Origin of the sequence: Lachnospira hominis (ex Liu et al. 2021) (genome assembly GCF_014287955.1) — a bacterium.
Lineage (GTDB): Bacteria > Bacillota > Clostridia > Lachnospirales > Lachnospiraceae > Lachnospira > Lachnospira hominis.
Genome location: NZ_JACOPD010000001.1, coordinates 183927 through 198728, shown reverse-complemented (window position 1 = coordinate 198728; position 14802 = coordinate 183927). Strand labels below are relative to the sequence as shown.

At 36.3% G+C, this 14802-nt stretch carries 12 protein-coding genes; 11 read left to right on the top strand and 1 reads right to left on the bottom strand.

The genetic code is table 11. From position 1 onward, the window contains the following. The first annotated feature begins 135 nt into the window (after positions 1-135). The 9 genes from H8S01_RS00885 (at position 136) to H8S01_RS00845 (ending at position 10458) form a co-directional block, all read left to right on the top strand. On the top strand, positions 136-882 hold the full coding sequence (locus H8S01_RS00885; RefSeq protein ID WP_021865907.1) for a class I SAM-dependent DNA methyltransferase: 747 nt from the start codon (positions 136-138) through the stop codon (positions 880-882). Between the two features lie 36 nt (positions 883-918). After that, on the top strand, positions 919-1803 hold the full coding sequence (hslO, locus tag H8S01_RS00880; RefSeq protein ID WP_186835852.1) for an Hsp33 family molecular chaperone HslO: 885 nt from the start codon (positions 919-921) through the stop codon (positions 1801-1803). After that, on the top strand, positions 1800-2312 hold the full coding sequence (locus tag H8S01_RS00875) for a shikimate kinase (protein ID WP_186835851.1): 513 nt from the start codon (positions 1800-1802) through the stop codon (positions 2310-2312). The genes hslO and H8S01_RS00875 overlap by 4 nt, the downstream gene beginning before the upstream one ends. A 64-nt stretch (positions 2313-2376) precedes the next feature. After that, the gene (locus H8S01_RS00870; protein ID WP_186835850.1) at positions 2377-4041 is read left to right on the top strand and encodes a glutamine--tRNA ligase/YqeY domain fusion protein; all 1665 of its coding nucleotides are present in this window, start codon (positions 2377-2379) and stop codon (positions 4039-4041) included. An 18-nt stretch (positions 4042-4059) separates the two neighbouring features. Continuing rightward, entirely contained in the window at positions 4060-4761 is a 702-nt protein-coding gene (locus tag H8S01_RS00865) for a DUF2225 domain-containing protein (protein ID WP_021865903.1), read from the top strand. Positions 4762-4763: 2 nt separating this feature from the next. Then, the gene (locus H8S01_RS00860) at positions 4764-6761 is read left to right on the top strand and encodes an LTA synthase family protein (RefSeq protein ID WP_186835849.1); all 1998 of its coding nucleotides are present in this window, start codon (positions 4764-4766) and stop codon (positions 6759-6761) included. A 127-nt stretch (positions 6762-6888) separates the two neighbouring features. Next, positions 6889-7086, top strand: a complete 198-nt coding sequence (locus H8S01_RS00855; protein WP_021865901.1) for a cold shock domain-containing protein — start codon at positions 6889-6891, stop codon at positions 7084-7086. Positions 7087-7292: 206 nt separating this feature from the next. After that, a complete protein-coding gene (locus H8S01_RS00850; RefSeq protein WP_186835848.1) occupies positions 7293-8111 on the top strand; it encodes a YhfC family intramembrane metalloprotease in 819 nt (272 codons plus the stop codon). A gap of 4 nt (positions 8112-8115) precedes the next feature. Beyond that, a complete protein-coding gene (locus H8S01_RS00845; protein ID WP_186835847.1) occupies positions 8116-10458 on the top strand; it encodes an HAD-IC family P-type ATPase in 2343 nt (780 codons plus the stop codon). On the opposite strand, the gene H8S01_RS00840 is transcribed toward H8S01_RS00845, so the two are convergent. Next, positions 10438-11448 carry an ABC transporter substrate-binding protein gene (locus H8S01_RS00840; RefSeq protein WP_186835846.1) on the bottom strand — a complete coding sequence of 337 codons (1011 nt, stop codon included), beginning with the start codon at positions 11446-11448 and terminating at the stop codon, positions 10438-10440. The two genes, H8S01_RS00845 and H8S01_RS00840, sit on opposite strands and share 21 nt — an antisense overlap. 150 nt (positions 11449-11598) lie before the next feature. Between H8S01_RS00840 and H8S01_RS00835 the strand changes: the two genes are divergently transcribed. Together H8S01_RS00835 and H8S01_RS00830 are read left to right on the top strand one after the other, a co-directional pair. Further along, on the top strand, positions 11599-13005 hold the full coding sequence (locus H8S01_RS00835; protein WP_186835845.1) for a methyl-accepting chemotaxis protein: 1407 nt from the start codon (positions 11599-11601) through the stop codon (positions 13003-13005). A gap of 100 nt (positions 13006-13105) precedes the next feature. Beyond that, positions 13106-14758, top strand: coding sequence for a putative manganese-dependent inorganic diphosphatase (locus H8S01_RS00830; RefSeq protein ID WP_186835844.1), 1653 nt, complete (start codon positions 13106-13108; stop codon positions 14756-14758). Positions 14759-14802: the final 44 nt, after the last annotated feature.

Here is a 14802-nt window from a genome sequence, read left to right as displayed (position 1 = left end):
TTATTATATAATAAATTAAAATTTAAAGAAATAGGGAAAAGGTAATTTAATAAACATTGCTTTTTTTCAGAAAAATTGTTACATTATATAGATAAGATGAAAATGTGGCGGGAGTCAGTAAGAACGGAGAAAATTATGGAAGCTTATACAGGATTTGCTTATGTATATGATGAATATATGGATAACATTCCATATGATGAGTGGAGTGAATATCTGATTGAACTTTTAAAAGAAAATGGTATAGAGAAAGGACAGTGTATCGCAGAACTTGGATGTGGAACAGGAACAGTTACGAGAATACTTGACAGTAACGGATATGACTGTATCGGGATAGATTTGTCAGAAGATATGCTGGCAATTGCCTCAGAAAAGACATATGACAATGATCAGGAGATAATATATACACATCAGGACATGCGGGATTTTGCACTTCCTTATACAGTTGATGCCATGGTAAGCATCGGCGATTCAATGAACTATATTACAACAGCCGATGATTTGAAAAGTGTTTTTGAATGTGTATATAACGGACTTGAAGAAGGCGGAGTCTTTATATTTGATTTAAAGACAATACATTTTTTCAGAGATATATTAAGTGATAATACATATGCCCAGAATAGAGATGATTCAGCATTTATATGGGATAATTGTTACGAAGAAAAAACGCGTAATAATATATACAATCTTGCAGTTTTTGTATTAAATGAAGACGGAGCTTTTGACAGATATGAAGAAAATCACTGCCAGCACGGTTTTACAATGGAAGAAGTGCTTTCATCAGCAGAGGCGGCAGGACTTACATGCACTGCCACATATGATGCATTTTCACACGATGCACCAAAAGATGACAGCGAAAGATTATATTTTGTATTTAAGCGTTAAAATGGAAAATAAAGATGTATAATCGGAGGAATAAGAATGAATGATTATATTGTAAGAGGAATTGCAGCAGGTGGACAGATTCGGGTGTTTGCAGCAACAACCAGAAATGTCGTTGAGACGGCAAGACAGCACCATGAGATGAGCCCGATTGCTACTGTTGCACTTGGAAGACTTCTCACAGGCGGTGCGATGATGGGAACTATGATGAAAAACGACTCAGATGTCGTTACAATACAGATTAAAGGTAATGGTCCAATCGGTGCGATGACGGTTACTGCTGATTCAAAAGGAAGAGTAAAGGGATTTGTTGCCAATCCACAGGTAATGCTTCCGTTAAAAGACGGAAAACTTGATATTGCGGGTGCGTTGGGACTTGGCGTGTTAAGTGTTATAAAGGATATCGGATTAAGAGAGCCTTATGTTGGAGATACAATACTTGTTACAAGTGAGATTGCAGACGACCTGACATATTATTTTGCAACAAGCGAGCAGGTGCCTTCATCAGTAGGTCTTGGTGTCCTCATGAATAAGGACAATACAGTTGAACAGGCGGGTGGATTTATAATCCAGCTTATGCCGGATGCAAAGGAAGAGACTATAGAAAAGCTTGAAGCACGTATAAAAGAAGTAAAGTCGGTAACACAGCTTCTTGAAGAGGGAATGACCCCGGAGGAAATCCTTGAGCATATTCTCGGGGATATGGGGCTTGAGATCCTGGATAAGACGCCTACAGAATTCTATTGCAACTGTTCAAAAGAGAGAGTTGCAATGGCAATCATGAGTGTCGGCAAAGATGAGATTGACCAGATGATAGAAGAAGGCAATCCTATAGAAGTCAAGTGTCATTTCTGTAATACAGCATATAATTTCAGCATAGATGACTTAAAACATTTACGTGAACTTTGTGAGAAGAGAAAATGAAAAATATAATATTTATCGGAATGCCGGGCAGCGGAAAGAGCACACTTGGTGTAGTTCTTGCAAAAAAGCTCGGATACAGTTTTATAGATTCTGACCTTGTAATTCAGGAAAAATACGGTACAACACTTGAAAGAATTATTGAAAAATATGGTGACGATGGATTTATCAAAATAGAAAATGATGTCAATTGTACAATAAATGCAGAACATGCAGTTATTGCAACAGGTGGAAGTGCCGTGTACGGAGAAACGGCAATGGAGCATTTTAAAGATATCGGAACTGTTATATATCTTGAGGTTGACGAGATTGAGCTGGAAGAGCGAGTAGGAAGCCTTAAAGAACGTGGTGTTGTATCAAATGGAAAGACAACAATTGACGAGATATTTGAAGATAGAAAAAATCTGTATCGTAAATATGCCGATATTACACTTAATCTTAATGGAAAAAGCATAAGAGAGTCAGTTGATGACATTTATGATAATCTTATTAACAAAGACAGCAATTATTAATACATTGCAACAAAAACAAATTTGTTTTATACTTAACTAACTTTATAGCAGGAGGAAAAATCAAATGGAAAATGAAGCTGTTTCAAAAAATTTCATAGAGCAGATTATTGATAAAGATATTGCGGAGGGACATTGCAAAAAGGTTATTACAAGATTTCCACCTGAACCTAACGGATATCTTCATATAGGTCATGCAAAGTCAATACTTTTAAATTATGGACTTTCACAGGAATATGGCGGACAGTTTAATTTAAGATTTGATGATACAAATCCGACAAAAGAAAAGGTTGAATTTGTAGATTCGATTAAGCGTGATGTAGAGTGGCTCGGTGCAAAGTGGCATGGCGATGTTTTATTTGCATCAGATTATTTTGATAGAATGTATGAGGCTGCAGTAAAGCTTATCCGCAAAGGGAAAGCATATGTGTGTGACCTTACACCTGAACAGATAAGAGAGTACAGAGGAACACTTACTGAACCTGGCAAGGAAAGTCCTTACAGAAACCGTTCGGTTGAAGAGAATCTTGAACTTTTTGAAAATATGAAAAATGGAATGTATGCAGACGGAGAGAAAGTGCTTCGTGCAAAGATTGATATGGCAGCAGCCAATATCAACATGAGAGACCCTATTATTTACAGAGTTGCACATATTTCACATCATAGAACAGGTGATAAATGGTGCATTTATCCTATGTACGATTTTGCACATCCGATTGAAGATGCTATTGAAGGTGTTTCACATTCAATATGTACGCTTGAGTTTGAAGACCACAGACCGCTTTATGACTGGGTTGTAAGAGAACTTGAATATGAGAATCCACCTAAGCAGATTGAGTTTGCAAAGCTTTACCTTAACAATGTTGTTACAGGAAAGAGATATATTAAGAGACTTGTCGAAGATGGAATTGTTGACGGATGGGATGACCCACGTCTTGTATCAATTGCAGCTTTGAGAAGAAGAGGATTTACACCTGAATCGATTAAGACATTTGTTGAGCTTGTTGGTGTTACAAAGAGCCAGGGCTCTGTTGAATATCCGATGCTTGAGTATTGCATAAGAGAAGACTTAAAACTCAAAGTACGCAGAATGATGGCTGTACTCAATCCTGTAAAAGTTATTATTGACAACTATCCTGTTGGACAGGTTGAATATATGGAAGTTCCTAATAATCAGGAAAATCCGGAGCTTGGAACAAGAAAAGTTCCATTTACAAAAGAACTCTATATTGAGAGGGATGATTTTATGATCGATCCTCCAAAGAAATATTTCAGAATGTTTCCTGGTAATGAAGTGCGTCTTATGAATGCTTATTTTGTTACATGTACAGACTATAAGACTGATGAATCAGGTGAAGTTACAGAGATTCATTGTACTTATGATCCGGAAACACGCGGCGGTAATTTTGAGGGCCGTAAAGTAAAAGGTACAATTCATTGGGTATCTGCATCTGAAGGCAAGCAGGTTCAGGTACGTCTATATGAAAATATCGTGGATGAAGAAAAAGGCGTGTATAATGAAGAAGATGGTTCAATAAATGTAAACCCACATTCACTTACAGTCATTGATAACTGTTATGTTGAGCCTGAACTTATGAATGCAGCAAAAGAAGAAAAATTCCAGTTTGTAAGAAACGGTTATTTTTGTGTTGATATTAAAGACAGTGAGGCTGGAAAGCCGGTGTTTAACCGGATTGTATCGTTAAAGAGTTCATTTAAACTTCCAAAATAATAAGCATGGAGGCTCATAGTGAGTGAATTAACACAGGAAATTGAAAAAGAAGAGGGTATGTATGTCTATGATAAAAAGATAGAATGTCCTGTATGCATGAAGGAATTTACAACAAAGATAGTAAAGACCGGAAAAGCAAGATTTAAGGGGAGTGAAATGGATTTACGTCCGATATATGAGGGAGTTGACACCATAAAATATGATGTTTACATGTGTCCTCATTGCGGATATTCTGCAGTATCAAGAGAATTTAATAATATTACACATTCACAGCGTAAAACGCTTATGGAAGAAATCGGCAGTAAATATGCCGGGATTTCAGGTGGACACGATGAAATATATTCATATGATGAAGCTGTTGTCAGATACAAAATGGCACTTCTTACAGCTATAAAAAAGCCTGCAAAATTAAGTGAATGTGCATATTTATGCCTGAAGCTTTCATGGCTTTACAGATCTATGTCGGAAGAAAAAATAGAAGAGCATTATAGGGAAAAAGCTTACAAAGGTTTTGAGGAAGCATTGCAAAAAGAATATCCTCCGATATGTGGAATGGATGAAAATACTATTAGTTATCTTATGTCAGTTCTTGCATACAAGAGCGGCGATAATGATAAAGCGATGCAGTATGGCTACAGTGTAATAAGCTCAAGAGGAGCTTCAACAAAACTTAAAGATAAAGAACGTGAGATTATAGACATATTAAAGGCGGAGAAATAAAATTGAAAAAGATTTTGTTCTGGTGCAGAAACGTGGCTTGTGCCGGTCTGCATACCGAAGTAGGAAAGATGATAATTCTTTCATTGATTATTAATATGATTATTGAATGTCTGAATCACAGAAATTTATGGGGATTGGCAGAGCTATTTGCCAATCCTGTTGTGTTTCTTTACAATACTTCAATAATATTTCTTACATTATGTATAGGATTTTTTACTACACGCAAGGTTTTTGTGTATGTAATGATATCAGCGATATGGATAACACTGGCGGTTATCAATTTTGTTGTTTTGTCTGCCAGAAAAACTCCATTTACAGCAATGGACATATATCTGATAAAAGATGCGGTTAAAGTATTGCCTGTATATCTTAATGTTTTTCAGATTATACTGATTGTTATTGGAATAATTGCAGGTATTGCGGGATTGGTGTTTTTATGGATTAAAGGACCAAAAGTAATAATTGCACAGACATTAAAGAGAAGAATAATATTTTCATCTGTAAAAACAGTTATTGCCGGTGCAGTTGTTACAGCATTGACAGTTATACTGATTCCGGCAGGTGTTCTTGGACGCAATTTTGGTAATCTTGGAATAGCATACAGGCATTACGGATTTGCATATTGTTTTTCATGCAGTGTTGTTGGGCGTGGAATAAGCAAATCGGGAGAATACTCACAGGAATATATTAACAATATAAAAAATAATATTGAAAATGAGCAGGCTGACAATGGCGTTGTTAATTCACAGGAAGCACCCAATATTATATTTTTGCAGCTCGAGTCATTTTTTAATCCGGACAGAGTTAAAGGAGTAAAATTTTCACAGGATGTATTGCCTAATATGAAAAGACTATCATCAGAATATTCAGCCGGTTATATATCTGTGCCATGTTTTGGTGCCGGGACAGCAAATACTGAATTTGAGGTACAGACAGGAATAAATCTTGATGATTTCGGACCTGGTGAGTATCCTTACAAAACAGTTTTGCAGTCGGCTATATGTGAATCGGCGGCATATGACCTGAAAAATCTTGGATATAGCACACATGCTCTTCATAATAATGACGGAACATTCTATAACCGCAATAAGGTTTTTTCACATCTTGGATATGATACATTTACATCAATAGAATATATGTCAGATATTGAATATAATCCGATAGGCTGGGCAAAAGACAGCATACTTACCGGCGAAATTGCAAAAATTCTTGATTCAACGGAAGGCTCCGATTATATATATACAATATCAGTTCAGGGACATGGCGATTATCCGTCGCAGATGCCGGAAAATTATAATCCTGAGATAAAAGTTGAAAACTTTTTTGATGGGGCAGATAAGACTGCGTTTGAATATTATATTAATCAGATACATGAGATGGATAAGTTTGTCGGTGAGCTCGTAAAGTATTTATCAGAAAGGGATGAGCAGACAATTCTTGTAATGTATGGCGATCATCTTCCCGGATTTAATTTTACAAACGAGACACTTTCATATGGTAATATATATCAGACACCATATGTTATATGGGATAATATCGGTCTGAAAAGAGAATATAAGAATATGGAAGCGTATCAGCTTTCGTCATATGTATTTGGAAGGCTTGGCATTACAGAAGGATATATTAATAAATATCATCAGAAACAGAAAGATTCAACAGAATATCTTAAAAATTTAAAAATTCTTGAGTATGATATACTATATGGTGACCATGATATATATGGTGGAGAAAATCCATATCAGGCAACGGATTTAAAGATGGGAACTGATGAGATAAAAATAACAGATGCATATGAATATTCCGATCACATATGTGTAGAAGGAGAGAATTTCAATACGTTCAGCGTAGTATTTGTCAATGATAAAGAATGTACAACAGTGGCTGTTAATGGAAATATGCTTATTGCTAAAGGTATAAAACTCAAAAAAGGTGATAAAGTATCCGTTGTGCAGCGTGGCAAGGATAAAATTGAACTTAGCCGTGTGACGTTTGAAAATTAAAAAAATGATTTTTATATGTTGAATAACTATATAAATGGTTGTTGACAGTGCATAAAAGTAATGCTAATATAGGAATGAGGTATTTGCTTATAGGCAAAACGTCACATTTTTTTTGGAGGTACTTGAAATGAAAGGTACAGTTAAGTGGTTCAACAATCAGAAGGGTTACGGATTCATCAGCGATGAGAATGGTGATGATGTATTCGTACATTACTCAGGTCTTAACATGGACGGCTTTAAGTCATTAGACGAAGGTGCTCAGGTTGAGTTCGATGTTACAGAAGGAGCTAAGGGTCCACAGGCAACTAATGTAACAAAATTATAATCCGCAATGTTCTACAGTGTGCCTTTTTAAATATATAGGTAATTTTTGAAAAGATATATTGTTTGCAATAAAGATTATGTGAAAAGCAGCTGCATTATGTAGCTGCTTTATTTTATATAAATTTTATATAAAATAAATAAAGGCTTCTTTGCAAATAAAGTTGTCATATGATAAAATAAAAAAAGAACAATATGTTGGAGGAATATATGGAAGGAATTGATTTATTACAGACTTTGCCGTCTGGTGTAGAAGGGATGATTATGGCAGGAGGAATTCTCATGCTGTCATTTTTCATTGTAATGTTTATTGTAGTTAAGAAAAGATGGGAAGGCAAAGTCGTTCCATTCTTTCTCGGACTTTTAAGTTATGTGATTTTTGTATTTGTATGTGTGAATCTTATTATGTCGGCATTTGCACTTATACCTAGTGTAGATATGGCATTTTCATATAATCAGCATGCGTATACAATTGTCTATTGCGTTGTTGCTTCTGTTGCATTTCTTGCAGCAAGAGTTGTGCTTGGCAATATGATAACACAAAGATATGACACACGCGGTGATGTATATATGGCAGGTATGGGGCTTGGAATTGGTGATGGCATATTATATGGTGTCACAGCGGTTTCATATTATGTATGGTGTATTGCAATCAGAAATGAAGGTCTTGAGCAGGCTTTTCAGGGACTTTCCAACAGTGATATAACATCTACATATGAATCGGTATCAACACTTTTTAATGCACCAATAGCGTTATGGCTTCTCATGGGTCTTGGCTGTATCATGGATATGCTTATTCATTTTGCACTTACTAATGCAACATATGGAGTTATAACCGGAAGCCTTCCAAAATACTGGTATGCATTATCAACAGGCATTTATTTTGTTAATGCTATATCATTCCAGTTATATGATTCGTCATCAATGGTAAGTATAGCAGTTTCATTTGCAATAAAACTTATTATATTTGCAGCGTCAATGTATTATACATTGTCTGTAGCAGGAAAGCAGATAAAATACGGGGAATAAAGATATGTCAGATACAGATACTATCAAAGGTCTTACACAGGAACAGGTTGACAAATTAACAGCAGACGGACTTTTTAATGAAACAGTTAAGAGCCAGTCTAAAAGTGTGTGCCAGATAGTAGCCGGTAATGTATTTACATATTTCAACTTAATATTTGCAATATTTGCATGTTTGTTAATTCTGGTAAGGTCATATATTAATATGACCTTTCTTCCAATTATAGTGATAAATACACTTATCGGTATAATACAGGAACTAAGAACCAAACGTGTGCTCGACAGGCTTACGCTTCTCAATGCACCTAAAACAAAAGTTATAAGGGATGGAAAAGAGTCAGAAGTTGATTCGCAGACGCTTGTAAAAGGAGATTTGTGCAGGTTTAAATCAGGAAACCAGATTTGTGCAGATGCTGTAGTTGTGGATGGGATTGTCAGGGTTAATGAATCACTTGTAACAGGAGAATCTGATGAGATAACAAAGAAAAAAGGAGATATGCTATTATCGGGAAGTTTTGTTGTGTCAGGAGAATGTTTGGCTGTTCTTGAGAATGTAGGACTTTCATCATATGCATCAAAGATAACCCTGGAAGCGAAAGCATCGAGAAAAAAACAGCAGACGGAGATGATGCGTTCTCTTGACAAGCTTGTGAAAGTTATAGGTATTGCTATTATTCCAATTGGCATATTGATGTTTTGCAGAACATTTTTTGCACTAGGCAATACGTTACAGCAGAGCGTTGTGTCGATGATAGCTGCACTTGTAGGAATGATACCTGAAGGCTTATATCTTCTTGCAAGTATTGCACTTGTTGTAAGTGTAATGAGACTTGCAAAAAAGAATGTTCTTGTACATGAAATGGCATGTGTGGAAACACTTGCAAGAGTAAATATCCTGTGTGTTGATAAGACGGGAACAATAACAGAAAATAAGATGTCAGTTGCACAGGTTGAGCCGCTTGAATACTATGAGCAGGGTGAATTTCCGGCACTTCATGAGATGATAGGCAATCTTGTTAATAATCTCAATGCTGATAATATTACAATGGAAACGTTGCAGCAATATTTTGATTCAGAAAAGACGAGGCAGGCGGAGAGTGTCTGTTCATTTTCATCTGAGACAAAGTACAGCAGTGCTACGTTTTCATCAGGAGATACATATATAATTGGTGCACCGGAAAAACTGCTTCTCAATGAGTATTCTGTATATGAAAGCCATATAGAGTCATATGCAAGAAAAGGTCTAAGAGTTATGGTGTTTGGAATTTTAGACTATAATCCGGAAGGTAAGAAACTTACATCGCCTGCGAAACCGCTCGCACTTATTGCAATTGGCAATGCGATAAGAGAAGATGCAAAAGAAACATTTAAGTATTTTGCAGATCAGGAAGTTGAGATAAAAGTTATATCGGGAGATAATCCGGTGACAGTATCAAGTGTTGCACACGATGCAGGAATTATTAATGCTGATAAATTTATAGACGCCTCGTCACTTCAGACAGATGAGGAACTTGAAGCTGCGGCACTAAAGTATACAGTGTTTGGCAGAGTGCAGCCTGAACAGAAGAGAAGAATAATACAGGCTCTCAAAGATAACGGCGATGTGGTCGCAATGACCGGCGATGGTGTCAATGATGTACTTGCACTCAAAAGTGCCGATTGCAGCATAGCTTTTGGTTCCGGAAGTGAAGCGGCATGCAATGCGGCACAGATAGTGCTTGTTAATTCAGATTTTTCATGTATGCCATCAGTTGTTCTTGAAGGAAGAAGAGTAGTTAATAATATCCAAAGGACAGCCTCGCTGTTTCTTGTAAAGAATATATTTTCAATGCTTTTAGCATTGTTTACACTTATAGTAGGACACAGGTATCCATTGTATCCTACACAGCTGTCCCTGCTTGGGGCATTTACAATCGGTGCTCCGGGATTTTTACTTGCAATGCAAAGAAACAGGAGCCGGATAAAAGGAAGATTTCTTGTGAATGTTGCTATTAAGGCACTTCCGGCAGCATTGACGGATTTTCTTCTCGTTGCGATATTTACTGTATACAATAATTTCAGTGGAATACCGCATGAACAGCTGTCAACATCAGTTACTTTTATCCTGCTCACAGTAGGAATGGCAGAATTGTATCGCGTATGCAGACCGTTTGATTTGTTCAGGGCAGTTGTTTGCGTGTTGATGGGAGCTGGAATAGTTGGTGGTATTCTGTTATTCCCGGGATTATTTGCAATAAGCAGCATGCCATTGCCATTGTTTGTAATGACACTTATATGGATGGCAGGTGCAATTCCTGTGTTTTATGGAATGTGTAAACTTATAGGAAAGTTATTTAACCGCTTTCTTTGAAAAATCAGTTGTTACCAGTTTGTTGTAAGGGACATTCTCGTCAAGTTCTCCGGCCTGTTTTAAAATGTCAGTAAGCAGAGAAAATGATGACTCTTCAAAAATAGTATCATTTTTCCATGTATCCTGTGATTTATAACGTTCAACTATTTTTGTGAGTGTCTGGATGTCAGTTTCTTTGAACTGTGGAGCTATAACGGCGGCGATTTCGCTGCTGTTGTGGCTGTTTACAAATTCAAGACCCTTTTGGATTGCATTGGTAAATGACTGTATTATTTCAGGATTATTCTTTAAAAAGCTTTTTTTGGCACAATATGCTGTATATGGAACATAACCGCTGTCTACGCCGAGCGAAGCAGCAATGTATCCTTTATTTTCTGACTCAATTGCTGTTGCAGATGGTTCAAATTCCACAGTAAAGTCCCCAAGACCAGACGCAAAAGCTGCAGCAGTTGAACCAAAATCGATATTTTGCACTATTTCAACATCTTTTTTACAATCAATATTATTTTTCTTTAAAATGTATTCGAGAAGCATCTGTGGCATGCCGCCGGCTCTTCCTCCGATGATAGTTTTTCCTTTTACATCACTCCATTTAAAATTACTTATATTATCTCTTGAGACAAGAAAATTACCGGCACGTTGTGTAAGCTGTGCAAAATTGACAGCATAATCTGAAGAACCACCGGTATATATATAAACAGAGGCTTCAGAACCCATAAAACCAATATCTGCATCTCCACTTATGAGTGCGGTCATAACTTTATCAGCACCAAAGCCGGTGACAAGAGTTAAATCAATGCCTTCGTCCTTGAAATATCCTTTTTCGATTGCCACATATTGAGGTGCGTAAAAAATAGAGTGTGCAACTTCATTCAGGGTGATTTTTCTGATATCATTTTTTTGTGTGTGTTTTGTACATCCTATAAGTGATATACATGTAAAAACCATAATCATAATAAGGGCGGTAAGCCGCTTAAATGCATGCTTCATAGAAACTCCATAAAACTTTTTTATTATAATATGTGAAATCAAAATAATTGTTTCTTTTTTTTGAAAATTATGTTATCATATTAAAAAATATTATGTACGAAATTTAAGCATGAAAGTGCTTAAATAAAGACAGCGGAAGGAGTAATCGCTATGTTTGGAAAAAATAAAAATAATAGTAATGTTAGTCATGATATAGATGTTATGATGCAGATGATGGACAAAGTCATACAGGGTGAATATGATGATATTGATGTAACGGCATTTGATAATCCGGCATATGGAGAGAAGCTTAATGAGCTGATTCATGCATTTAAGAAGTCAAATAACAACTTTGTTATGCGTCTTAATGAGGCTATGGAATCAATTGGCGATAATTCGTATGTAAAGAATACGCTTGATCAGGTACAGTCACAGACGGACTCAATAGCTGAGATGGAAGAAGCAAGTCATAATCTTGAAGAATCAATTAATAATATTTCAAAGACAGTTGGCGGTATTCAGGATAATACACATGAGATGCTTGCAGTAGCACAGAACAGTACAGCCAACATGAACGAAAGTATCAAGGTTGTAAACCAGTCATCAGAAAATATAAGCAGGATTAATGAACAGGTGCAGGAATTTCAGGATAAGATTGATAAAATCAGTGAGATTGTTGATATTGTTAAAAAAGTTGCCAGCCAGAGTAATCTCTTAGCACTTAATGCATCTATTGAGGCGGCAAGAGCAGGTGAAGCAGGAAAAGGATTTGCGGTTGTTGCAGACCAGGTAAGACAACTTTCAAGTAATACATCAGAGTCAGCAGAAGATATCGTAAGATATGTTAATGAATTAAAAAATGATATCGGAGTTCTCGCTGAATCAATGAATGAGACAACTTCAAAACTTGAAGAAGGTAATAAAAAAGTTGAAGATTCACTTGTAGATATTGAAAAGATGGCATCACAGATGACAGAGATAAAAGATAAGATTGATGAAGTATTTTCTGATATTGATAAACAGTCAGAATTCACATCGGATTTTGCAAAACAGGTATCTAACATATCTGACAGTTACGAAGAACTGTCTAAGGATTGTAAAGAACAGGGTACACATGTATACAAGATTGGACGTTATATTGATACGACAAGAAGTGATATGGTTCGAGGCTTTGCTGAGGTTACAACTCAGGACTGGCTCAGAATATTTGAGATAGACCACTTTATTCTTATGTGGCGTGTATATAACAATGTTGTTGATTTTGAACATTTAAAGATTACACAGCTTAATAATAATGAGACATGTAAGCTTGGTAAGTGGCTTGCAGCACAGACAGACCCGGCTATTACAGGATGTACTGAATTTGCAGAATTAAAAGCTTCACATAATGATATTCACAAGTATGCTACACAGTCATGGCAGGCAAAAGAAGATGGCAATGTAGAACTTGCTATGGAATACTTCAATAAGGCACATGATGCATTCTATGTATATCAGAAGAAGATAAAGAACATGCAGGCAAAGTTAAGACAGCTTGGTGAGACAGAATCAACTGAGATTGTTGTATTCCGTAACTAATATAAAAGACTGTTATATGTGGTATTTATTTGCAATATCGTATATGGCAGTCTTTTTGAAATATTAAAAATATTAGCAGATTATAGTAATTATCTGTGGAATGGAGGAAAATATGAAAACTCCTATATATGTAATAGGGCATAGAAATCCTGATACAGATTCGGTGTGTTCAGCCGTATGCTATGCCAGGTTTAAAATTATTATAACAGGAGAACGTTATATTCCGAAAAGAGCAGGGCATCTTAATGAAGAGACACAGTTTGTGTTTAAAAATCTGGGAATAAAGCCGCCGGAATATATGCGTGATGTACGGCCACAGGTTAAAGATGTTGATATACATTTTGTTGATGGTGTTGATGAAAATATTTCAATAAAACAGGCCTGGGAAATAATGAAAAAGAACAATGTTGTAACGCTTCCTATTGCAAGTGATGGAATTTTGAAGGGACTTGTTACAATAGGAGATATATCACGTTCATATTTTGAGGTTTATGACAGTAACATATTGTCAGTTGCAAAGACACGATTTGAAAATATTGTAGATACGTTGAAAGCAAAGGTTGTTACAGGCGATACAACACAGATAGTAGACAGCGGTAAAGTTGTAATAGCTGCAGCAAACCCTGACTTAATGGAACAATTTATCAATAAGGGAGATATAGTTATACTTGGAAACAGGTATGAAGCCCAGTTATGTGCTATAGAAATGGACGCAAGATGCATTGTTATATGTGAGGGTGCAGCAGTTTCAAAGACAATTATAAAGGTTGCACAAGAAAAAAATTGTGCTATTATTGTTACTGACTACGATACGTATACGGTTGCCAGACTTATAAACCAGAGCATCCCCATAAGTTACTATATGATGCATTCGGAAGGCCTTATCACATTTAAGAATACAGATTTCATAGAGGATATTCAGGATGTAATGGCAAAAAAGCGTTTCCGTGATTTCCCGATAACAGATGAAAATGGTAAATATATCGGCATGATTTCGAGAAGAAATCTTTTAAAACATGGAAAAAAGAAGCTTATTCTGGTTGACCATAATGAGAGAAGCCAGGCTGTTGATGGTGTGGATACGGCTGATATTATGGAAATAATTGATCATCACCGTATTGGTTCAATACAGACAATGTTTCCTGTATTTTTCAGAAACCAGCCATTGGGCTGCACTGCGACTATAATATATAAGATGTATTGTGAACATAATCTTGTACCGGAAAAAGATGTTGCGGCACTTTTATGTTCGGCAATAATATCAGATACATTAATTTTGAAATCTCCAACATGTACTGCAGATGATATTGAAGCATGCAAAAAGCTTGCCAAGCTTGCCAGTATTGACATAGAAGAGTATGGCAGGGCAATGTTTAAGGCCGGAAGCAATATCGAAAGCCGGACACCCAAAGATCTGTTTAACAGAGATTTCAAGAAGTTTTCTGTAGGCGATGTTGTGATAGGCGTTGGACAGGTCAACTGTATGGAACAGGAAGAAGTTCAGAATATAAAAGTGAAAATGAAAGATTATATCAGTACGGTTACCGGCGATAACGGAATGGATATGGTATTTTTTATGATTACTAATGTATTAGACGGCGGTTCTGAAGTTTTGTGCAGTGGCAAAAATGCCTCGGCAACAATATCACAGGCATTTAATGTTGGTACAACCGACGATTCAGTTTATCTTGATGGTGTTGTATCACGTAAGAAACAGATGCTTCCGGCAATTATGGAAGCATTGCAGCAATAGCAGAATTGTATGATAATCATATACGTATATTGAATGTTGAATGG